Annotated in this window: 24 protein-coding genes and 1 tRNA gene; 19 read left to right on the top strand and 6 right to left on the bottom strand. The window is 61.3% G+C overall.

The genetic code is table 11. The annotated features are described in order from the left end of the window. Positions 1-32 precede the first annotated feature (32 nt). The 8 genes from cheY to E4656_RS06025 all read left to right on the top strand — a co-directional run bounded on the left by cheY (position 33) and on the right by E4656_RS06025 (position 7,638). Entirely contained in the window at positions 33-413 is a 381-nt protein-coding gene (gene cheY / locus E4656_RS06060) for a chemotaxis response regulator CheY (RefSeq protein ID WP_476703730.1), read from the top strand. A gap of 18 nt (positions 414-431) precedes the next feature. After that, positions 432-1,268: a protein phosphatase CheZ gene (locus E4656_RS06055; protein WP_135482041.1), complete on the top strand. Its 837-nt coding sequence runs from the start codon at positions 432-434 to the stop codon at positions 1,266-1,268. A gap of 11 nt (positions 1,269-1,279) precedes the next feature. Further along, positions 1,280-3,814 (top strand): chemotaxis protein CheA, encoded by a 2,535-nt coding sequence (locus E4656_RS06050; RefSeq protein ID WP_135482039.1) that lies wholly within the window; start codon positions 1,280-1,282, stop codon positions 3,812-3,814. Between the two features lie 42 nt (positions 3,815-3,856). Then, on the top strand, positions 3,857-4,897 hold the full coding sequence (locus E4656_RS06045; RefSeq protein ID WP_135482038.1) for a protein-glutamate methylesterase/protein-glutamine glutaminase: 1,041 nt from the start codon (positions 3,857-3,859) through the stop codon (positions 4,895-4,897). Between the two features lie 18 nt (positions 4,898-4,915). Continuing rightward, a complete protein-coding gene (locus E4656_RS06040) occupies positions 4,916-5,698 on the top strand; it encodes a ParA family protein (protein ID WP_135482036.1) in 783 nt (260 codons plus the stop codon). Between the two features lie 22 nt (positions 5,699-5,720). After that, on the top strand, positions 5,721-6,617 hold the full coding sequence (locus E4656_RS06035; protein WP_205849105.1) for a chemotaxis protein CheW: 897 nt from the start codon (positions 5,721-5,723) through the stop codon (positions 6,615-6,617). A gap of 18 nt (positions 6,618-6,635) precedes the next feature. Beyond that, positions 6,636-7,118, top strand: coding sequence for a chemotaxis protein CheW (locus tag E4656_RS06030; RefSeq protein ID WP_135482034.1), 483 nt, complete (start codon positions 6,636-6,638; stop codon positions 7,116-7,118). Between the two features lie 85 nt (positions 7,119-7,203). After that, on the top strand, positions 7,204-7,638 hold the full coding sequence (locus E4656_RS06025; protein WP_135482032.1) for a DUF2802 domain-containing protein: 435 nt from the start codon (positions 7,204-7,206) through the stop codon (positions 7,636-7,638). Between the two features lie 33 nt (positions 7,639-7,671). Here the strand turns inward: E4656_RS06025 and E4656_RS06020 are convergent, their stop codons facing one another. After that, entirely contained in the window at positions 7,672-7,968 is a 297-nt protein-coding gene (locus tag E4656_RS06020) for a PilZ domain-containing protein (protein WP_135482030.1), read from the bottom strand. 183 nt (positions 7,969-8,151) lie between these two features. Between E4656_RS06020 and E4656_RS06015 the strand changes: the two genes are divergently transcribed. From E4656_RS06015 to E4656_RS05970, 10 genes are read left to right on the top strand one after another with little or no spacing between them, the layout of a single operon-like run. After that, the gene (locus tag E4656_RS06015; protein WP_135482029.1) at positions 8,152-9,336 is read left to right on the top strand and encodes a SpoIIE family protein phosphatase; all 1,185 of its coding nucleotides are present in this window, start codon (positions 8,152-8,154) and stop codon (positions 9,334-9,336) included. After that, the gene (locus E4656_RS06010) at positions 9,333-9,824 is read left to right on the top strand and encodes an STAS domain-containing protein (protein ID WP_135482027.1); all 492 of its coding nucleotides are present in this window, start codon (positions 9,333-9,335) and stop codon (positions 9,822-9,824) included. The genes E4656_RS06015 and E4656_RS06010 overlap by 4 nt, the downstream gene beginning before the upstream one ends. 43 nt (positions 9,825-9,867) lie before the next feature. Then, the gene (locus E4656_RS06005; protein WP_135482025.1) at positions 9,868-10,890 is read left to right on the top strand and encodes an NAD(P)H-dependent glycerol-3-phosphate dehydrogenase; all 1,023 of its coding nucleotides are present in this window, start codon (positions 9,868-9,870) and stop codon (positions 10,888-10,890) included. Continuing rightward, the gene (locus tag E4656_RS06000) at positions 10,890-11,189 is read left to right on the top strand and encodes a DUF4389 domain-containing protein (RefSeq protein WP_135482023.1); all 300 of its coding nucleotides are present in this window, start codon (positions 10,890-10,892) and stop codon (positions 11,187-11,189) included. The genes E4656_RS06005 and E4656_RS06000 overlap by 1 nt, the downstream gene beginning before the upstream one ends. Before the next feature lie 2 nt (positions 11,190-11,191). Further along, positions 11,192-11,626, top strand: a complete 435-nt coding sequence (locus E4656_RS05995) for a SixA phosphatase family protein (RefSeq protein WP_240753911.1) — start codon at positions 11,192-11,194, stop codon at positions 11,624-11,626. 11 nt (positions 11,627-11,637) lie between these two features. After that, entirely contained in the window at positions 11,638-12,510 is an 873-nt protein-coding gene (locus tag E4656_RS05990) for an alpha/beta fold hydrolase (protein WP_167855953.1), read from the top strand. Continuing rightward, entirely contained in the window at positions 12,503-13,417 is a 915-nt protein-coding gene (locus E4656_RS05985) for an alpha/beta hydrolase (RefSeq protein WP_135482017.1), read from the top strand. The genes E4656_RS05990 and E4656_RS05985 overlap by 8 nt, the downstream gene beginning before the upstream one ends. 1 nt (position 13,418) lies before the next feature. Continuing rightward, a complete protein-coding gene (locus tag E4656_RS05980; protein ID WP_167855952.1) occupies positions 13,419-14,294 on the top strand; it encodes a DUF4892 domain-containing protein in 876 nt (291 codons plus the stop codon). Continuing rightward, the gene (prmB, locus tag E4656_RS05975) at positions 14,294-15,223 is read left to right on the top strand and encodes a 50S ribosomal protein L3 N(5)-glutamine methyltransferase (RefSeq protein ID WP_135482014.1); all 930 of its coding nucleotides are present in this window, start codon (positions 14,294-14,296) and stop codon (positions 15,221-15,223) included. The genes E4656_RS05980 and prmB overlap by 1 nt, the downstream gene beginning before the upstream one ends. Beyond that, entirely contained in the window at positions 15,220-16,104 is an 885-nt protein-coding gene (locus E4656_RS05970) for a hypothetical protein (RefSeq protein WP_135482012.1), read from the top strand. The genes prmB and E4656_RS05970 overlap by 4 nt, the downstream gene beginning before the upstream one ends. Here the strand turns inward: E4656_RS05970 and E4656_RS05965 are convergent. From E4656_RS05965 to E4656_RS05955, 3 genes are all read right to left on the bottom strand, one after another. Then, positions 16,097-17,299, bottom strand: coding sequence for a GGDEF domain-containing protein (locus E4656_RS05965; protein ID WP_135482010.1), 1,203 nt, complete (start codon positions 17,297-17,299; stop codon positions 16,097-16,099). The two genes, E4656_RS05970 and E4656_RS05965, sit on opposite strands and share 8 nt — an antisense overlap. Positions 17,300-17,302: 3 nt before the next feature. Continuing rightward, the gene (locus E4656_RS05960) at positions 17,303-18,418 is read right to left on the bottom strand and encodes a phosphoserine transaminase (protein WP_135482008.1); all 1,116 of its coding nucleotides are present in this window, start codon (positions 18,416-18,418) and stop codon (positions 17,303-17,305) included. 24 nt (positions 18,419-18,442) lie between these two features. Next, positions 18,443-18,519, bottom strand: a tRNA-Arg gene (locus E4656_RS05955). Positions 18,520-18,622: 103 nt separating this feature from the next. On the opposite strand from E4656_RS05955, the gene E4656_RS05950 reads away from it, so the two are divergent. Next, the gene (locus E4656_RS05950; protein ID WP_135482006.1) at positions 18,623-19,165 is read left to right on the top strand and encodes a YecA/YgfB family protein; all 543 of its coding nucleotides are present in this window, start codon (positions 18,623-18,625) and stop codon (positions 19,163-19,165) included. A gap of 18 nt (positions 19,166-19,183) precedes the next feature. On the opposite strand, the gene E4656_RS05945 is transcribed toward E4656_RS05950, so the two are convergent. Together E4656_RS05945 and E4656_RS05940 are read right to left on the bottom strand one after the other, a co-directional pair. Further along, positions 19,184-19,495 (bottom strand): BolA family protein, encoded by a 312-nt coding sequence (locus tag E4656_RS05945; RefSeq protein WP_135482005.1) that lies wholly within the window; start codon positions 19,493-19,495, stop codon positions 19,184-19,186. A gap of 29 nt (positions 19,496-19,524) precedes the next feature. After that, positions 19,525-20,040: a hypothetical protein gene (locus E4656_RS05940; RefSeq protein WP_205849104.1), complete on the bottom strand. Its 516-nt coding sequence runs from the start codon at positions 20,038-20,040 to the stop codon at positions 19,525-19,527. Positions 20,041-20,089 lie beyond the last annotated feature (49 nt).

Here is a 20,089-nt window from a genome sequence, read left to right as displayed (position 1 = left end):
AAGCGCTTTTGGAGGTTGCTTTGGATAAAAACATGAAAATCCTCGTTGTGGATGATTTCTCCACCATGCGGCGGATCGTCAAGAATCTGTTGCGGGACCTCGGGTTCACGAACACGCATGAAGCGGATGACGGGACCACGGCCTGGCCGATGTTGCAGACGGGGGACTATGACTTCCTGGTAACGGACTGGAACATGCCGGGCATGAGCGGTATTGAGTTGTTGCAGAAGGTGCGCTCCGATGATCGCCTGAAGACCCTGCCGGTGCTGATGGTTACGGCGGAAGCAAAAAGGGACCAGATCGTGGCGGCGGCGCAGGCCGGTGTGAATGGATATGTCGTCAAACCCTTTACTGCAGCTGCGCTGAAAGAAAAGATCGAAAAGATCTTCGAGCGCGTAGACGCCAGCAAGTAGTGCTGACATGGAGTCCTTATGACCGCAAGCAGTTCAGGATTAAAGCCCGAATTTGAGGAGTTGCTCAAGGACAAAGCGCATGAACTCCAGGCCAGTGTCGAGGACGGGGACTTTTACCACGCGGTCAGACTGATACAGGAAATTCAGGACGCGCGGGAGCAGACGCTGTACCACGAGGTGGGCCGACTGACCCGGGCGTTGCACAGTGCCATCACCAATTTTCATGTTGATGGCACCAGTAGCGAGGGCGAAATAGACACCCTCTCGGAAATGACGGATGCCACAGATCGTCTTGATCACGTGATCAAGATGACCGAAGACGCCGCCAACCGCACCATGGACAAGGTCGATGAGTGCATGCCGCTGGCCAGCGACATGGGGTCTACCGCCGATGCCCTCAGGGGTGAATGGAAGCGGCTGGTGGATCGGGACATGTCGCCGGAGGAATTCCGCACCCTGTACTGGCAGATGGATGAGTTCCTGGGGCGCGTGGCCGGTGATTCCGGTGCCCTGTATGGACACCTGTCCGACATCCTGCTGGCACAGGATTATCAGGATCTGACCGGCCAGTTGATTCAACGTGTGACTGGCCTGGTCCGGGATGTGGAATACAGCCTGGTGGACCTGATGCGCATGGCCGCCAAGGTAGAGGGCGTCGCCGGCCTGGCTGCCGAAATGGAGCGTCGGGCTGAAGCCCAGAATGCAGACCAGGCAGCGACGGAAGACAACAACAAGGAAAATGAATCGTCGGTTGATGACAATCACCAGGGGTACGGCCCCAGCATCAAGAAAACCGACGATGTGGTGTCCAGCCAGGACGAGGTCGATGACCTGCTGTCCAGTCTCGGTTTTTAGGGAGCCGCGGTATGAGCCTTGATACAGATGACGAAATCCTCCAGGACTTTCTGGTTGAAGCAGGGGAGATTCTCGAGGCCCTGTCTGGCCAGTTGGTGGAACTGGAGCAGCGGCCGGACGATCTGGACCTGCTGAACGCCATCTTCCGTGGCTTTCATACCATCAAGGGGGGTGCCGGCTTTCTGCAGCTCAATGCGCTGGTGGACTGTTGTCATATAGCCGAGAACGTGTTCGACATGCTGCGCAAGCAGGACCGGGCCGTTACTTCCGAGCTGATGGATACCATGCTCAACGCCCTGGATACCGTGAATACCATGTTTGATCAGGTGCGCCAGGGACAGGAACCGGAACCTGCCACCCCTGAACTGCTGGCCGCCCTGGAACGCCTGACACTGGCCGAAGATGAAGTGTCTGCGGCGGAACCGACGGCTGCAGATGATACTGCCGACAGTGGGGACGAGACTGCCGAGAGCGAAGAAGACACTGCCGAGAGCGAAGAAGACACTGCCGAGAGCGAAGAAGACACTGCCGAGAGCGAAGAAGACACTGCCGACAGCACGCATGATGACGAGGACCTGTCCGCCGGCAACGAACCGACCATGAACGAAGGTTCAGAGCCAGGGGAGCCGGGCGAAGATATTACCGACGACGAATTCGAACAACTGCTGGATGCGCTGGAGTCCGGCAAACAGGAGAAGAAAGGCAGCAAGGCCACCAAGTCTGCGCCGGCTGCTTCTGACAGTGCCGACAGCGGTGGTGGTGACAGCGACAGCGGTGGTGGTGACAGCGACAGCGGTGGTGGTGACAGCGACAGCGGTAGCGGCGCCAGCGATGAGGAGATCTCCGAAGAGGAGTTCGAAAAACTGCTGGACCAATTGCATGGCGAGGGCCGCTTTGACCCGGCCAAGACACTGGCCGGCGAGGCTGCCGCCAGTCTTGAGGACGAGGCTACACCGGCGCCCGAGAAGCCCAAACCCAACAAATCCAAAAAGGCCGCCTCATCAGAGCAGGCCAGCAAGGCCGGCGATGACGACGAAATAACCGACGACGAGTTCGAAGCCCTGCTCGACAAGCTGCACGGTTCGGGCAAGTTCGATAGCGCCGTCTCCGACAAGTATGATCAGGACACCATCCGTCAGGTCACCCAGGCGGCGGAAGAACATCGGGCAGAGCGCGACGATGTGGCCGCGAAGGCGGACGCTGCAGCCCCCGAGGCAGACAAGGTCGAGAAGAAGACCCCGGCCCCAGCGGAGAAGAGCACCGCCAAAGCGGACAGCAAGGCACAGAAGCCTGCCGAACCGGCGGCGACAGCGCCCCCTGCCGCCGCCAAACCCGCTCCCGCCGCAGCGCCCAAGGGCGGCGGCACCCCGGAGAAAGCCCCCATTCAGCAGGACACCACGGTACGGGTGGATACCAAGCGCCTGGATGACATCATGAATATGGTCGGCGAGCTGGTACTGGTGCGCAATCGCCTGGTGCGGCTCAGTGAGGCCGGTGATGATGATGAAACCACCAAGGCGGTATCCAATCTGGATGTGGTGACGACTGATCTGCAGAACTCCGTCATGAAGACCCGCATGCAACCCATCAAGAAGGTGTTTGGTCGTTTCCCGCGGGTGGTACGAGATCTGGCGCGCAGCCTGAAAAAGGAAATCAATCTGGAGCTGGTGGGCGAGGATACTGATCTCGACAAGAATCTGGTCGAGGCCCTGGCTGATCCGCTGGTGCATCTGGTGCGTAATTCTGTGGATCACGGCATAGAGCTGCCCGATGTGCGCGAGCAGCAGGGCAAGCCGCGTACCGGCAAGGTGGTGTTGTCCGCCGAGCAGGAAGGCGATCACATCATGCTGTCGATTCGCGATGACGGCGGCGGTATGGATGCCGGCAAGCTCAAGACGCTGGCGGTTGAGCGGGGTGTCATGGACCAGGACAGCGCGGATCGCCTGAGTGACAAGGATGCCTTCAATCTTATCTTTGCTCCCGGTTTTTCCACCAAGACCGAGATTTCCGATGTCTCAGGGCGTGGCGTGGGCATGGATGTGGTGAAAACCAAGATATCCCAGCTCAATGGCTTTATCGATATCGATTCCAAGGTGGGTGAAGGCACCACCATCAGGATCAAGGTGCCGCTGACGCTGGCGATCATGCCGACCCTGATGGTGACCCTGGGGGAACAGGCCTTTGCGCTGCCGCTGGTCAATGTGGATGAAATCTTTCATCTGGACCTGACCAAGACCAATGTTGTGGACAACAAGGAAGTGGTGATCGTGCGCGGCAAGCCGCTGCCCCTGTTCTACCTCAAGCGCTGGCTGATCAAGGGCGCGGTCACGCACGGTGAAGAGAGCGGACACGTGGTCGTGGTCTCGGTGGGGACGCAGAAAGTCGGTTTTGTGGTTGATCAACTGGTCGGCCAGGAAGAAGTGGTCATCAAGCCGCTGGGCAAGACATTGATTGGCACCGCCGGCATGGCGGGTGCTACCATTACCGGAGACGGGCGCATAGCCCTGATTCTGGATGTTCCCAGCATGTTGAAGGAATACGCCTGACCTCGGCTGGAAGCGGGTCGGCGACTGTCAAGAGAGATGACTATGCCCATTAGTGTCCTGGTGGTTGACGACTCGGCGTTTTTTCGCCAGCAGATCGTCTCCATGCTCAAGGGCCACCCTGAATTGCGCGTTGCAGGTACTGCCAGCCACGGCAAGGAAGCGGTGGAGCAGGCTCTGAAGCTGAAACCCGATGTCATAACCATGGATTACGAGATGCCGATCATGGATGGCATCTCGGCGGTGCGGGAAATCATGGCCCGCCAACCCACCCCGATACTGATGTTTTCCTCCCTGACCACATCCGGCGCCCGGGTTACCCTGGATGCCCTGGATGCGGGGGCGGTAGATTACCTGCCCAAGTTTCGTGAAAGCCTGAGCGCCAACGAACGTCTGAAGCAGCAACTGATCGAAAAGCTGATCGCTGTGGTCAAACGGGGTGGCAAGGGGCAGCCGCTGAGCGGCACCACAGCGGAAAGAACGGCCCCGGTTGAGCGGGCTCCGGCGCGGCAGCCGCGGCTGAGCCCACGGCCGGAACTGATCATGGTGGGTACCAGCACCGGGGGGCCGGTAGCATTGCAGAAGTTTCTGACGCAATTGCCGGCCGGGTTCGATATTCCACTGCTGCTGATCCAGCACATGCCGGCCGCCTTTACCGGCCCCTTTGCCGAACGCCTGAATCGGCAGTGCCGGATTCGTGTTGTCGAGGCACAGAACAATATGGCCCTGGAGCCGGGCCTGGCCCTGCTGGCGCCGGGCGGACAGCAGATGATGCTGTCCTCTCGCGAGCGGGTAAAGGTGCTGGCAGGGGACGACCGTCTGAACTACAAGCCATCGGTAGACTTGAGTTTTGGCAGTGCGGCCAAATACTACGGTAACAGGGTACTGGCCATCGTCATGACCGGCATGGGTGCGGATGGCCGGGAAGGCGCACGGATGCTGAAGAAAGTCGGGGCACCGGTGTGGACTCAGGGCAGTGACAGCTGTGTCATTGATGGAATGCCGGCAGCCATTCGTAAAGAAGGCATGTCCGATGCCGATATACCCTTGGATAGCATGGCGCAGGTCTTGCTTAAGGCGTTGTAGGCATCAGGAGGCAGTACAGTGCACGTTTGGGCAATAGCCAATCAGAAAGGTGGGGTCGGCAAGACTACGACCGTCGTCAACCTGGCCGCTCTGCTCGGTGAATCGGGCAAGCGTGTGCTGATTGTGGATATGGATCCGCAAGGCAGTCTGACCAGTTATTTCAAATTGAACCCCGATGCCATCGAGCACAGTGTCTATGACCTGTTCATGCATCAGGGCAAGGTACCGGACAATCTGCCTGGCCAGTTGCTGCAAGATACCGGTATGCCGGGTGTGGAGCTGATGCCGGCGACCTCTGCGCTGGCGACACTGGAACGCAATATTTCCCAGCAGGGTGGCATGGGGCTGGTACTGTCGCGTGCGCTCACCCAGTTGTGGGATGACTTCGATTATGTGGTGATTGATACACCACCACTGCTGGGTGTGCTGCTGGTCAACGCCATCGCGGCAGCGCAGGTACTGGTGCTGCCGGTACAGACCGAGTTCATGGCCCTGAAGGGCCTGGAGCGCATGATGCACACGCTCAAGATGGTCGCCGGTTCGCGCCACAAACCGTTGCAGTACCTGATTGTGCCCACCATGTTTGACCGCCGCACCCAGGCTTCGCACAAGGCCCTGCGGGTGTTGCGACAGCAATACGAAGAAGATCTCTGGGTGTCCGCCATTCCGGTGGATACACGGCTGCGGGATGCATCCCGTGAGGGTGTGGGTATCAATCAATTCGACTCTGCCTCCAGAGGGTGCGAGGCCTACCGGGCCCTGCTGAAGAGCCTGCTGCAGATGCAGCCGGTGAAAGCCTGATGCGACGTGACTGGAGCACTTGATGGCCATGAATCAGTCCCGCCAGCGTGATACTCGTGTGTTACCGCCGCCGCCGAAACATGCGCTGAACAGCTATCTGGCCGTATTGCTGGAAGATGCCACCGCGCAGGACGAAGATACCGCGACCCTGACCGATCTGGCAGACGGGGATAGCGCTGCAGAACCTGCAGCCGCGCCCGTGGCTGAGCCCGAGCCGGAAGTCGACCTGGCACCCGAACCCGAGCCTGAGCCGGAAGTCGACCTGGCACCCGAACCCGAGCCTGAGCCTGAGCCGGAAGTCGACCTGATGCCGGAGCCCGAGCCGGCAGTCGAACCAGCCCCGGAGCCAGAGCCCGCACCTCAAGAACCCCCGCCCGGAGCCGATACCGTTGATAGTTCTGCTGCCCTGACCGCGGCGCAACTGGCTGAAGCCGGCGAAGTGCTGGCCTGGCAGTCGAATGGCCGGCCGGCCTGGGCCGAGCAGCGGTTTGACTGCCTCCTGTTCAAGGTCGATGGCCTGGCACTGGCCGTACCCATGGTATTGCTGGGCACCATTCAGCCGATTGCACGGGAGCTGACTCCCCTGTTTGGTCAGCCGGACTGGTTTCTGGGTCTGCTGCCGCTGGGTGAAGGGCGCAATATCCGGGTCATAGAAACAGCGCGGCTGGTGATGCCGGAGCGCTATCGCCCCGGGGCGTCAGACGGATTGAAGTACGCAGTAGGTATTCACGGCTGTGACTGGGCACTGGCCTGTCACGAAGTGGTGGGTTCCATCACGCTGAATCCGGACGAGGTCAAGTGGCGGTCCGAACGGACGCGCCGTCCCTGGCTGGCGGGTACAGTGGTGGATCATATGTGCGCCCTGATTGATCTGGAAGCCTTTGAAAAAGTGCTGCTCAGTGATAAAAAGAAAGGGTAGACGACAGGTATTCGAATTATGAGTATTCAGGCGACGAAATCATCCGAAGACGATCCCATTCTGCAATGGGTGACTTTCCGACTGGCTGATGAAAGCTATGGCATCAATGTCATGCAGGTGCAGGAGGTGTTGCGCTACACGGATATCGCGCCGGTACCGGGAGCGCCCGGCTATGTGCTGGGCATCATCAATCTGCGCGGCAATGTGGTAACGGTGATTGATACCCGTGACCGCTTCGGTCTGCCGTCAGAGGAGGTCACGGACAATACCCGTATTGTCATCATCGAGTCCGACGGCCAGGTGATCGGCATCATGGTTGATGCTGTGGCCGAGGTGGTCTATCTCAAGCAGTCCGAGATAGAGACCGCACCGAACGTCGGCAACGATGACACCTCGCGTTTTATCCAGGGCGTCTGCCACAAGAACGATCAGTTGCTGATTCTGGTGGATCTCGACAAGCTGCTCAGTGATGACGAGTGGCAGGAAATCGCTGAACTCTGATTTCCGCCCACCATCTGCGACATCCCCTCCTGGCCTGTAAATTGCAGAGCCTCCTGTATTGACAAAACAATGACAGGAGGCCGCAATGCCACCTTTACCCGAACTGACGCCATTGCTGATTGCCTTTGCCGGCTCAGCACTGCTGACCCTGTTTTTTCTGTTGTGCTGGCTGGGCGCCAGCCGGCGCAGCCGCGAGCAGGGGCTGATGCTCAAAAGGCTGCAGCGGGAACTGGGCATGATTCAGGCCGGCAATATCGGTCTGGGCAAGAAGCTGCTGACCCTGCAGCGGGATCTGCTTCGCCAGCGTCAGGATTCTGGCGCCGGTGCCATGACAGTACCGGTGCGCGCTTCGGCCGCGAACGATCAGGACTGGCAGGCGGAAGAAGCGCTGCGCGAGTTTGATCAGGCGCAGCATCTGCTGGCGCAGGGCAATGATCTGGATCAGGTCATCCGGCAAACCGGTCTCACCCGTTCGGAAGCTGAACTGATCCAGCTGCTTTATCAACCCCAGTCCGCCTGAATGCAGCGGCCGGGGGTTGCAGCCTGCTCTGCCTTACTTCATCTGCAGAATTTCGACGCCCAGGTGATAGAGTCCCGGTTCGGGCTCATCCACGCGGGTTACCCGAACTTCCGCATCAAGCGGTGAGAACTGGTTCGAGAAAGCTGGAACATGAACCTCCAGAGTATCATCCAGAGGTATGGCCGTGTCGGTTTCTAGCAGCATACCGATGGCACTGAGATCCTTGCAGGTACAGTGCTTCTGGGTGCCGTCTGCCAGCTTGAGCGTGGCAGGGGCATCCATGTTCATGCGCATATAGCCGCGTTTTTCCGAGTAATCTCTGTCTATCATCAGCAAGGTCCTGTCTGATTCCCGGGCTCTTTCCTTTATAAGGGCTCGTCCAGACCCTGTCAAAGAGAACCTGTCGTAATCTGTACTTCCCGGTCCCGGGGTCGGGATCGCAGCCCGCTCTTGCACCGCTTCGGGCAAGGGAGTAGTCTGCCGCCAAATGGTTCGCCGGGATGGTAGGGCATCGTGGTAAAAGCAAAACTGCTGGTTATTGACGATGATGCTTCGGTCCGGGAGTCGCTTGCGGGCTATCTGGAAGACTCCGGCTATGAAGTGGTGCAGGCGGCTGACGGGGTCGAAGGGCTGGCCGTGTTCGATCAGACCCGGCCGGATCTGATTCTCTGTGACCTGAAAATGCCGAAGAAGGACGGACTGTCCCTGTTGCAGGATATTGTCGACGGTGATAGCTCGGTGCCGTTCATTGTCATCTCCGGGGCCGGCGTCATGTCGGATGTGGTATCAGCCCTGCGCCTGGGTGCCTCGGACTACATCGTCAAGCCGGTTACCGACCTGGTGGTGGTCGAACACGCAATCGACAAGGCGATGGAGCGGGTGCGCCTGCTGGCCGAGAACGAAGCCTACAGCGAGCGCCTGGAAGACACCAACCAGCAGTTGCAGGCGACGGTGGAAACACTGGAAGCGGACCTGCGCGCCGGACGCCATGTCCAGCAGGCCATGCTGCCGGCCCGGCCCTTTGCCTCGCGCGGAGTGGGCGTTGACTATGCCCTGCGCGCCTCGCTGTATCTCAGCGGCGACTTTGTCGATTATTTCGAACTGAAACCGGGTGTTTTATTGCACTACATTGTCGATGTGTCCGGCCACGGCGTGTCATCGGCCATGGTCACCATCCTGATCCGCAATGAAGTCAACCGCCTGCGTACCGAGTGGCGCTATGGCATATCCGATCATATCGAGCACCCGGCCAATATTCTGCAGCATCTGAATCAGGAACTGCTGCGCAGTCAGATCGGCAAACATGCCACCCTGTTTATCGGGTTGCTGGATACGCGCCAGCGCTATTATTGCTATGCCAATGCGGCGCATTTTCCCTATCCCATTGTGGAACGGGACGGAGAAGTGCTGACGCTGGAACGACCCAGTTCGCCGCTGGGCCTTTTCGAAAAAGCGACCTATGAGGAACATGAGTTCAGCTACACTGGGTATATTGCCCTGGCTTTCTGTTCCGACGGGGTGCTGGAAACTCAGGACAACAGCTCGCTGGCCGAGAGAGAGGCGCACTGGCAGCAGGTGGTCACAGAGCACCGCTTTCACATTCCCGATATCTGCACGGCCATGGGGATGGATGACGTGACCGAAGCTCCGGATGATATGACCGTGATGGCTGTAACACACTGGAATTCCGAATCATGAAGCAAGGCCAGATACTGGATGCTGAAACTGATACCACCTACGTGCTGCGGCTGGTGGGCGATGTCAGGCTGACTCTGTCCACGACGCTGGAACGCTGTATTCAGAAAGTATTGGCAGCACGCAATTATCAGCAGGTGGTGGTTGATCTGACCGACACCGACGGTATCGACAGCACCAGTCTCGGCATGCTGGCCAAGCTCAGTATCCATGTGCAGGAGACCATGGGTTTCGTACCCCTGCTGGTCTATGGCTCAGAGGATATCCATCGGGTGCTCGAGAGCATGGGCTTTGAGGGGTCGGTCTACCTGATGCTGAAGGAAGACAGCATGACCGGCACCTCGACGCAGGCAGTGGAAGCGCTGGACTCGAACGAAGAAGAGATTCGCGAGCGTGTGCTGGAGGCCCATCGGGTGCTGATGTCACTCAATGATACCAATGCGGCCGCTTTTCGCGATCTGGTCTGCGCCCTGGAGCAGGGTGGCTGCTAGTGCACCAGCGCCGAAACCGACAAAACAAGACAACAGACAACCTATGACCCAGAAAATAGCCGTTCTCGGCGGTGGCAGCTTCGGCACCGTCGTCGCCAACATTGCCGCCACGCGTGGGGCTGACGTCCATCTCTGGATGCGCAGCGAGAAGCAGTTGCAGGATATTCTCGAGACCGGAATCAATACCCGCTATGTCCCGAAGTATCCGCTGCATGAACGCCTCATACCCACCAATGATCTGGCCGGGGCCGTAGTCGGCGCCGACATCGTGTTCATGGCCGTGCCCAGCAAGGCCTTCCGGGTGGTATTGAATGATGCCATACCGCACCTGGGGGCCGAGACGGCACTGGTCAGCCTGACCAAGGGCATCGAGCCGGAAGGTTTTAGGCTGATGAGCGAGGTGCTGGAGGAACTGGTGCCCGACCATCCCATCGGCGTGATCAGCGGTCCCAACCTGGCCAAGGAAATTGCCCAGGGCCATCTGACCGGCACCGTGGTGGCCTCGCAGTCGCCGGAGCTGCGCAATCAGGTGCATGATCTGCTGTCCGATCGCAGTTTCCGGGTCTATACCAACCCCGATGTGTACGGGGTGGAACTGGCCGGAGCCCTGAAGAACATCTATGCCATTGCCAGCGGCATGGCGGCAGCACTGGGTATGGGAGAGAACACTCGGGCCCTGCTGATGACACGCAGTCTGGCCGAGATGAGCCGCTTTGCCGCCCGCCTGGGGGCCAATCCGCTGACTTTCATCGGCCTGGCGGGTGTGGGCGACCTGGTGGTCACCTGCACCTCGCCGCTGAGTCGCAACTACCGGATCGGCCAGGCTATCGGCCAGGGCTACAACCTCAAGCAGGCGGTCAAGCAATTGGGTGAAACCGCAGAAGGGGTGAATACCCTGAAGGTGGTGAAAGCCAAAGCCGACGAACTCGAGGTGTACATGCCATTGGTCGCCGGCCTGTATGCGGTGGTGCACGAGAACGAGGATGTTGACGTGATCGCCCAGCAGCTTATGCTGGGAGAGCGTGCAAGCGACGTGGAATTCATATTTGATTCGGAGAACTGCTGATGGCTGCGGACAACCAGGGAAAATGGGAATATCTGTTATTTCGTATCCTGTACATGATTCTGTTCTGGCTGCTCAGTCGTCTGGCCTGGGTGCTGGTGGGTATCTTTGCCGTGGTGCAACTGATCTTCGTGGTCATCCGCAGTGAACGCCAGCCGGATCTGCTGCGTTTCAGCAGCAGTACGGTGCTGTTTGCACGCCAGTGTGGTGACTACCTGACCTTCCAGAGTGAATACAAGCCGTTTCCGTTCAACGACTGGCCGCCTTCCGAGGCTCCGGGGTCCAGCGAGGACCGGCCTTGAGTGTGCTTTTCCTGCTGCGTCACGGAGAGGCCGAGCCCGCCGGGGCGCATGATGACTTGCGGCGGCTGACCGACCGGGGCTGGCAGCAGGTGCGGCGGGCCGCAGGCCTGTTGCCGGTCGAGGGCCTGACGCTGTACCACAGCCCCTATGTGCGCACCGTCGAATCGGCGCAGGCCATCAGGGAGCATATCAGTGTGCGTTCCGAGCAGGCGGCGCGCTGGCTGACCCCGGATACAGTGCCGGAAGAGGCGCTGGCGCAGTTGGAACTGCTGTCCGGCCAGTCCCTGCTGCTGGTCACGCACAACCCCCTGGTAACGCGGCTGGCGGCGCTGCTGAGTGCCCAGCCGGAAACTGCTGTCACCTTTGGTACCGGCTCCGTGGCTCGACTTTCGGGCGGCCGCTATCTGGCGGGTTGTCTGACCTTCGAATGGCTCTGAGAGGGCAGGGTGTGTCAGTAGCGCCACAGCTCCATTTCGCTCATGCCAATGGCTTCCCGATTGCCTCCTATCGTCAGTTTCTGGCGCCGCTGCAGAATGCTGCAGCGGTGAGTGTGACCGACTTTATCGGTCATCATCCGGAGTTCCCGGTCAGTGACAACTGGTTTCATCTGTGCAATCAATTGATACGGGATGTGGAAACCGTGGTTGAGCGCACCGGGCAGCCGGTCCACGGTATCGGACATTCTCTGGGCGGCGGCCTGACCTTCATGGCCTCCCTGCAGCGGCCGGATCTGTTCCGGTCGGCGACCCTGCTGGATGTGCCCCTGATCACATTCTGGGAGGCCACTGTCTTTGCGGTACTGAAGATGACCCCATGGCGTGACCGCGTTACGCCGGCCGGGCGCGCTGCCCGCCGGCGCAGTGTCTGGCCCAGCCAGCAGGCTGCCTTTGACTATATGCGCGCCCGGGCGCTGTTTCGTCAGTTCCCCGATTCCGTGCTCTGGGACTATGTGCAGGCGGTAACCGAGCCGGTAACGGCAGCCGACGCCGGGGCCGACTCGGTGCAGACCCAGGGCTGGATGCTGCGCTATAGGCCCGAGATCGAAGCTGATATCTTCCGCACCTATCCGACCAACTGGGTGCGCCACTACCGGCGCCGCCATCCCGACCTGCAGGTGGTGATCGGGGCGGAGACATCACTGGTCAGGCCACACCATGTCCGCCTGATGCAGCACAAGCTCGACATTCCGGTCTATCAGGCCAGAGGTGGCCATCTGTTTCCGCTGGAATACCCCGAACTGGCGGCCGACCAATTGCTGACGCTGCTGGGGCTGCCTGCCGGGCACAGTCCGCAACCAGCAGCAGGGGTGGCTTATGGGTGACGCCTGCCGTGAGCAAGCACGGGTGGTACGCGGTGTGCGTATGGCCAGTTGTAGCTGGGGTTCGGCTGCGGCACCGGCTGCGCGCACCCTGGTGTGTCTGCATGGGTGGCAGGACAATGCCTGGAGTTTCCGCGCGCTGGGAGAAGCGGTTGCCGCCTCGGGCGCCGACTGGCAACTGACCGCCCTGGATCTGCCCGGTCACGGCCTTTCCGATCATTTACCCGCAGCCCAGTTCTATAATCTGTGGGATTACGTATCTCTGGTGATAGATTGGTTGCGCGCCGATACCGGGCCAGTCTGGCTGTGCGGGCATTCCATGGGCGGCATGATTGCTTCGGTGCTGGCAGCGGTGCGTCCGGACCTGGTGCGCGGCCTGGTTACGCTGGACATGTTCGGCCTGGCAACCGATGACTCGCCAACCGACCAGGTCAGCCGGCTGGTGCGGGTGCTGCGCGAGCAAACAGAGCCTCTGGCGGTCAGTCGTCCGTCGCCGGACCTGGCCCATGCCGTGGCCCGCCGGCAGCGTTTTGGCAGCCCGGCGACCGCAGCCGCCAACCAGCATCTGGTCGAGCGCGGCGCCGAGGAAACAGCCACAGGCTGGGTCTTCCGCCTGGACCCGCGCGTCCGTCTGGGGTCAGTCATGCGCCTGACCACGGAACAGGTGATTGCCCTGGGTGGCATGATCCATTGCCCCTGGCACGCTATACTCGGCAAACAGGGGATGTTCAGCCAGCGGGTGGTGCAGCGTGGGCAGATGCACTGGCCGCAGGCGCGGGTATACTGGTGGCCCGGCAATCACCATTTTCACATGGAGTCCGCTCCGGAGGCTCTGTGGAATACCATGCGCGGCCTGCTGCACGCAGCTGCGGATGAACTCGAAGACAATCAGAACAGCCAAGGGGTATAGCTTGAACCAGACAGCGAGCACAGTTCGATGGTCACATCTTTTGGCCGCGCTTGGCCTGCTGGCGCTCGGACTTGCAGCCAGCCCACAAGCCAGGGCGGAACTGGCGCTGGAAGCCTTGCAGGATTTCCAGCCCAGCCAGGTGCGCAGTGAAGGCGTGCGCGAGGAAGCGCATCGTTACTGGTGGGTGCGCAGTCCGCTGCGGCGCATCGGGCGCGACTTCCAGCCCGACGATGCCGAGCGGGTGCAGGTGCGCTACAGCCGCTGGCAGGTTATCGAGATTGATCGGGCGCATGACCAGGCCGACGTGTTTGAGCGTGTGCTGTCCGCCTGGAAAGAGGACGGTTACGAAGAAATCTTCGGCTGTTCCGGTTCTGCCTGCGGGACCAGTCAGCACTGGGCCAATGAGGTATTCGGGCAGTCCATCCTCTATGGTCTGGATCGCCATCAGCATTACAGCACCGGCCGGGTAGGGGACGATATCCGCGTGCTGTATGCGGTGCGGCGCGGCACTCAACTGAACTATCTGTATTGGCTGGAGGCGGTACGCACCAATCCGGCAGACCGTCTTGCGGCCAATCTGCGCAGTGGCGATGCCATAATGGCGTCTGCGTTTCCGGCCTCGGTATGGGCGGATATGCTGGCCAGCCAGGCGGACTGGGAGCTGGTGCTGGTCGGGCATGACTATGCCAGTGATACCGAGCAGGCGCGGGCCAATGGCCGGCAGCAGGCCGAAGCCTTTCTGGCCGAATGGGCCGAGCAGGGCATCGATACCGACCGGGTGCGCGTAGAGAGTGTGGGCTATCTGGCCCCCGAACCGGGTCGGAGCAGCCGTGTTTCCGTTATTCTGCCGCCGCAATACCACGGGAACGCCCGCTGATGTCGGCAGAGCAGGATCTGCACAGTGCAGACACCAGAACACCCGACCAGTATCTGACGCTGCAGACTATCGGCGATTTTATCCGCTGGTGCAGCAGCGAAATGACCCGGCACCAGGTCTATTTTGGCCACGGTTCGGACAATGCGTGGGATGAAGCCACCTTCCTGGTGCTGTCGGCGGTGGCACAGCCGCTGGACAGCAGTCCGGAGCTGTTGCATCTGCGGCTGGTGCCGGCAGAGAAACACCGGGTTGCGCACTGGCTGCGCCGGCGCATCGACGACCGCCTGCCGTTGCCCTACATTTCCGGCGAGGCCTGGTTCGGCGGTCTGCCGTTTACCGTGACCCGGGACGTGCTGGTACCGCGCTCGCCCTTTGCCGAGGTGCTGGCAGAACGTTGTGCACCCTGGCTGCAGCAGGAGCCCGGTACCATTCTGGACATGTGTACCGGTTCCGGCTGTATCGGCATTCTGGCGGCGCTGGAATTCGAGCAGGCGCTGGTGGACCTGGTCGACATCAGCCCGGCGGCACTGGCCGTGGCCAGGCGCAACTGCGAACGCCATCGGGTGGATGACCGGGTACGGACAGTGCAGTCGGATGGCTTTGATGCGCTGAGCGGGCGCTGCTATGACCTGATCCTGGCCAACCCGCCCTATGTGGATGCCGAAGACCTGGCTGACATGCCGCCCGAATACCAGGCCGAACCGGCCCTGGCGCTGGGCTCCGGCGCAGACGGCCTGGACCTGTCGCGGCGCCTGCTGGCGCAGGCCCGTGACTATCTGCACCCGGGTGGGTTGCTGCTGCTGGAGGTGGGCAACAGTGCTGCCGCGCTGGAGTCCGCCTTTCCCGAGCTGCCCTTCACCTGGCTGGAACTGGCAGATGGCGGGCATGGCATTGCCCTGCTACGGAGAGAGGAGTTGCCCGCTGCATGAGCACGGAAACAGAAACTCAGTGTTGGCGCCGGACCGGCGGCAGCAATCTCTGGCTCGGGCCGCTGTTGATGGTCGGCGTACTGGCTGCTGCCCCGGTACAGGCAGAGCGCACCATAGGCTGGGAAACCTTCAGCGCCGAGATCGGTGACGGCACTCGCCTGAGCACGGGTTTCAGCCTCTATGAGGGTCGCACCATTGAAGGCCGTGTGCCCGAGTTCGACGGCCGCATGTTCAATGCACCCCAACTGCAGCTCAATGTGGGGCTGGGCGAGCGCGGGGAAGCCGTGCTGGGCCATACCGTACGGCGCAGCCTGAGCTCCGACCATGAAGACAGCGCCACGGCCGGTGGCGATCCCTGGTTCTACACCAAGCTGCAGTTCATGTCTGCCGGCGATTACCGGCCGGCCGGCGCTTTCGTCTGGGGGGTGCTGGAACCGGCTGCCAATACGCCGGTAGGGGCCGACAACCTGGCTTTCTATGCCTTTCTGGTCTTCAGCCGGCGCTGGGCCATGGATCTGGGCCCGATCGAGGGCGAGTGGCGGGCCGACCTGAATGTTGGCACCGGCATCTATGAGAGCGACTTGCGTGACCGTCAGGATGATGTGTTCAAGTTCAATGCGGCTCTGTGGTATCTGCCGACGACACGCCCCTGGCGCGCCGGCGTGGAATACAACCGGGACGAGGAAGTGACCGGGCGCTGGTATGATTTCACCCAGGGTACGACCGGGCGCTACAGCCGCGAGCGACTGGCACTGACCGGTGTGCGTGAAACCCTGCTGGGCCATGACGCCTGGTCAGCTTTTGCTACGGTCAGCACCGGCTTTGTGGAGCAGAGTGAAGACTGGGGTCTGGCCGGGGGCGTGACCTACCGCTTCAACTGACAATGCGCACACAGTTGCGGCCGGCATTCTTGGCCTTGTAGAGGGCTTCATCCGCGCGCTTGAGCAGGGTCTGGGGTGTTTCACCCGGCTGGCGCAGTGCACAGCCCAGGCTGATGGTGATGTTGACGGTCTCGGTGGTGCCGTCATTGCTGCCCCGCTGGCGGCGGCCATCTTCCGAGTCATTGGGGCGGTCATCCTGCCGCAGTTGCAGCGGGTAGGCTTCCACTTCGGCACGCACAGCCTCCAGCGCATCCCGAATGGCCTTCTTGCGTGCATGGCTGAATACCAGCGTGAATTCCTCACCGCCATAGCGGAAGGCCTGCATGCCCCGCTGGCGTCCCAGAATCGCTCCCAGCAGCTTGAGCACCTGGTCGCCGACATCATGGCCCCAGGTGTCGTTGAACGACTTGAAGTGATCCACATCCAGCATGGTGACGGCACTGTTGCGGCCCAGCCGGCGCAGACGGTTCTCCAGTGCCCGGCGTTGCGGCAGGGCGGTCAGTTCATCCATGTAGGCCAGGTGCAGCATGCGGTAGGCCAGCGTGATCAGCAGGGCCATGCTGCCGGCCAGTGTTGCCCAGCCCGAGATCTGCTGCCGATCCATGAAGGCATAGAACAGCAGGATGGCCAGCCAGGTGCTGAACTGCCCCCAGACCGACGGGTCCTGCGGGCGGAAGCTGATCAGCCCCAGCCACAGAAACAGCAGGCCGCTGAACCACCAGAGGTGGGCCCAGCTCATGAAGAACCCTTCGACCGGCCGTTCGAACAGGGCCGGGGGCAGACCGGAGGCAGCCAGCCAGTCGGCCAGCGGCAACCAGACAAGGCTGGCCGGCAGCAGGAAACACAGGCCCAGTACCAGTACCCCGGCGATTGAAGGCAGGCCGGGCTTGGGCAGGGCCGACAGGGCCAGCATCAGTAGCGATGCCGTCAACGGCAGCAACTGATGCAGGGCGGCAACGTCGGGCTCGCTCAGGGGGCGTTGCAGGCCGTTCTGGGTAGCCCAGTAGTGACCGCCCAGGATGGCCAGCCAATACAGCCACTCGGTCTGGCGCATGAGTGTGGCGATCAGGGCCACCAGAGCCATGGCGGTAAAGGCCGTGGCCGGAAAGGGCATTGCCTGATAAAACGCATGATCAGGCCAGAACGCCTGCACGAGGGCCAGGCAGAGCACAGGCAGCAGCGCCAGAATGGGCATGGTTCAGCCTGTTACCTGTGCATAAGCCCAGTCCAGCCAGGGCAGCAAGGCTTTCAGATCAGCCTGGTCCACGGTAGCGCCACACCAGATACGCAGCCCGGCCGGGGCATCCCGGTAGGCCTGGATATCATAGGCCACGCCTTCGTCTTCCAGCAGGCGCACCATGGCATCGACCTGGCTGTCGGTGATGTCCAGCGTCAGGCAGACCGAGGTACTGGAGCGCTGGTCAGCCTCCTGCGCCAGAAAATGGACCCATTCGCGGCTGGCCACAAAGTCTGCCAGCACGGCCAGATTGGCCTGTGAACGCTCGATCAGGGCCGCCTGGCCGCCCAGCGAGCGGGCCCACTCCAGCGCATCGATATAGTCGACCACGCAGAGCATGGAGGGCGTATTGATGGTGGACCCCTCGAAGATACTCTCGTTCAGCTTGCCGCCCTGCGTCAGCCGGAACAATTTGGGCATGGGCCAGGGCGGGGTGTAGCTCTCCAACCGTGCCACCGCGCGCGGTGACAGCACCAGCACCCCGTGGGCGCCCTCGCCCCCCAGCACCTTCTGCCAGGAGTAGGTGGCCACATCGATCTTGTCCCAGGGCATGGGCATGGCAAAGACGGCAGAGGTGGCATCGCAGATGGTCAGCCCCTGGCGGTCGGCGGCAATCCAGTCGCCGTCCGGCACCCGTACCCCGGAGGTAGTGCCGTTCCAGGTGAAGACGACATCGTGGTCGAAGTTGACTGCTGACAGGTCAGGCAATTGGCCGTAATCGGCCGTCAGCTCTCGCACGTCGTCCAGGCGCAGTTGCGTGCGGATATCGGTAATCCAGCCCTTGCCGAAGGATTCCCAGGCCAGCACATCCACCGGGCGCGGGCCCAGCAGGGACCACATGGCAATCTCCATGGCACCGGTATCCGAAGCCGGCACGATACCGACCCGGTAGCCAGCCGGCAGCGCCAGCAGTTCATGCGTCAGGTTCACGGCATGGCGCAGCACTGAGCTGCCCAGAGCCGACCGGTGGGAGCGCCCCAGCACACTCTGATCGAGATTCTGCAGGTCGTATCCCGGGCGTTTGCTGCAGGGACCGGACGAAAAACGGGGATTGGCAGGGCGTACAGCCGGCTTCATGGTCTTCCTCGAACAGGCAGGTAGTGGTGACCCCGGCGCGATTCGAACGCGCGACCTGCCGCTTAGGAGGCGGCTGCTCTATCCTGCTGAGCTACGGGGTCAGTGCTTGCGGGATGATAATGGATCATATCCATTTTTGCACCCCGATGACCGCAGGATGCTATCATGCAGGCAGAACAACTTTGCAGGTGACAAGGACCCTTCATGGATCAACTGTTTGAAGTAATGGCCGAGCGCCTCGACGATCTGGCCGGCCCTGATACCCTGACCGCCGAATCGGTACACGGGGCGCTGACGCTGTGGGCGGTTGCCGGACATGCGGAGCTGCCGGCAGACTTTGCGGCGCATGTCTTCGGTGATGATCTGGCCCAGGTGGACGCCGACAATCAGGCAGCCCTGCATCAGTTGTGGCAGGAACTGCTGGCCGAGATCGGCCAGGGGCTCTACGACGACACCGAGCTGGCATTGCCCTTTGACACCACCCTGGAATGGCAGGATTCCGACCAGCAGGCCTGGTGCATCGGCTTCATGGAGATGCTGTTCAGTCAGGAGCATGCGTTCGCCGATGTGAGCGAAAGTGATCTGGCTGAAATCCTGCTGCCAGTGCAGGTCGGCTCGGGGCTGTTTGCCGAGGAGCCCGAGTTTGTGGAGATCTACCGCGACGAGGCGCTGCTGGCCAGCCTGGTACAGCAGATCCCCGAGGTGCTGGTCGACCTCTATCTGCTGTGCAATGTGCCGGAGACCTGAGACCGCACAGGCCAGAGCTCAGAGCCCGTTGCCACCCCGGCACCGGGGTGAGTCGGGGGCCTGACCGGGCCACTCTTCCGGGGTATAGGCATGAATGGCCAGGGCATGCACCGGGCCGTCCATTTCCTCCTTCAGTGCCGCATAGACGGCCTGATGGCGGCGCACCGGGGTCAGCCCGCGGAGCTGCTCGGAGACCAGGGTAACCTTGAAATGGGTTTCGGAGTTGGGCGGCACACTGTGCTTGTGGCTTTCGTTGTCCACCTGCAGATGCTGCGGATGCAGGGCATCGGTCAGCTTGTCGATGATGGCGGTCTGGACGGGTCCGGTCATGGTACTTTCTGTCTCCGTTCGCGGTCTGCTCAGGTATCCCGGGCGGCAGCCTGTGCCTGTTCCCAGGTTTCGATATAGGTATCCTGCAGTATATGCGCGTCAAAGCCTGCGCGGTGCCGACGACCGTCATTGGCGGCGAACAGGGCGTCGCGCGTGTCGTCCCAGCAACGCAGTTGGTCTTCCGTCAGAATACGGGTCAGGGTCTCCAGTTGGAAGGCCTGGCGCAGCCCGGCATAGTAGAACAGCAGTGCCAGCCAGCCGCTGTCGACGCCCCAGCCATCCGAATAGACCACCTGGCCCTCGAGCAGCAGGTTCAGTTGCTCGGCCACCTGGCGCGGGCTGAAGCCTTTTTCCACCAGCAGCTCACGCGACAGGCCGTGCAGGTTTTCCGCTTCTTCACTCCAGTGCGTCCAGTCGTCGTCCGGGGCAATCAGAAAGCTCACCACGGAACGGTCCGGCATGGCTACGCCTACCTCGATCGGATAGCTGCCACGCCCGAATCCGGACGCCTCAATATCAAGAATGGCGGGCACACGTAAGGCCACTCGCAGACTCCCTGACTGTCTTTTTTTGGCTGCATTGTAACCAGCGGGC

Origin of the sequence: Natronospirillum operosum (genome assembly GCF_004768465.1) — a bacterium.
GTDB lineage: Bacteria > Pseudomonadota > Gammaproteobacteria > Pseudomonadales > Natronospirillaceae > Natronospirillum > Natronospirillum operosum.
Note: the sequence above shows the minus strand (reverse complement) of the source record. Positions and strands in the feature narration are given on the sequence as shown.

What these genes read in the sequence shown, in the direction of transcription:
- E4656_RS05965 (WP_135482010.1), bottom strand. Translation starts at nt 17,299, where the DNA reads ATGCCCATTCTGGCGCTGCTGCCTGTGCTCTGCCTGGCCCTCGTGCAG.
- E4656_RS06045 (WP_135482038.1), top strand. Translation starts at nt 3,857, where the DNA reads ATGCCCATTAGTGTCCTGGTGGTTGACGACTCGGCGTTTTTTCGCCAG.
- E4656_RS06030 (WP_135482034.1), top strand. Translation starts at nt 6,636, where the DNA reads ATGAGTATTCAGGCGACGAAATCATCCGAAGACGATCCCATTCTGCAA.
- E4656_RS06005 (WP_135482025.1), top strand. Translation starts at nt 9,868, where the DNA reads ATGACCCAGAAAATAGCCGTTCTCGGCGGTGGCAGCTTCGGCACCGTC.
- E4656_RS06025 (WP_135482032.1), top strand. Translation starts at nt 7,204, where the DNA reads ATGCCACCTTTACCCGAACTGACGCCATTGCTGATTGCCTTTGCCGGC.
- E4656_RS05970 (WP_135482012.1), top strand. Translation starts at nt 15,220, where the DNA reads ATGAGCACGGAAACAGAAACTCAGTGTTGGCGCCGGACCGGCGGCAGC.
- E4656_RS05960 (WP_135482008.1), bottom strand. Translation starts at nt 18,418, where the DNA reads ATGAAGCCGGCTGTACGCCCTGCCAATCCCCGTTTTTCGTCCGGTCCC.
- E4656_RS06010 (WP_135482027.1), top strand. Translation starts at nt 9,333, where the DNA reads ATGAAGCAAGGCCAGATACTGGATGCTGAAACTGATACCACCTACGTG.
- E4656_RS05945 (WP_135482005.1), bottom strand. Translation starts at nt 19,495, where the DNA reads ATGACCGGACCCGTCCAGACCGCCATCATCGACAAGCTGACCGATGCC.
- E4656_RS06000 (WP_135482023.1), top strand. Translation starts at nt 10,890, where the DNA reads ATGGCTGCGGACAACCAGGGAAAATGGGAATATCTGTTATTTCGTATC.
- E4656_RS06050 (WP_135482039.1), top strand. Translation starts at nt 1,280, where the DNA reads ATGAGCCTTGATACAGATGACGAAATCCTCCAGGACTTTCTGGTTGAA.
- E4656_RS06035 (WP_205849105.1), top strand. Translation starts at nt 5,721, where the DNA reads ATGGCCATGAATCAGTCCCGCCAGCGTGATACTCGTGTGTTACCGCCG.
- E4656_RS06020 (WP_135482030.1), bottom strand. Translation starts at nt 7,968, where the DNA reads ATGATAGACAGAGATTACTCGGAAAAACGCGGCTATATGCGCATGAAC.
- cheY (WP_476703730.1), top strand. Translation starts at nt 33, where the DNA reads ATGAAAATCCTCGTTGTGGATGATTTCTCCACCATGCGGCGGATCGTC.
- E4656_RS06055 (WP_135482041.1), top strand. Translation starts at nt 432, where the DNA reads ATGACCGCAAGCAGTTCAGGATTAAAGCCCGAATTTGAGGAGTTGCTC.
- E4656_RS05985 (WP_135482017.1), top strand. Translation starts at nt 12,503, where the DNA reads ATGGGTGACGCCTGCCGTGAGCAAGCACGGGTGGTACGCGGTGTGCGT.
- prmB (WP_135482014.1), top strand. Translation starts at nt 14,294, where the DNA reads ATGTCGGCAGAGCAGGATCTGCACAGTGCAGACACCAGAACACCCGAC.
- E4656_RS05950 (WP_135482006.1), top strand. Translation starts at nt 18,623, where the DNA reads ATGGATCAACTGTTTGAAGTAATGGCCGAGCGCCTCGACGATCTGGCC.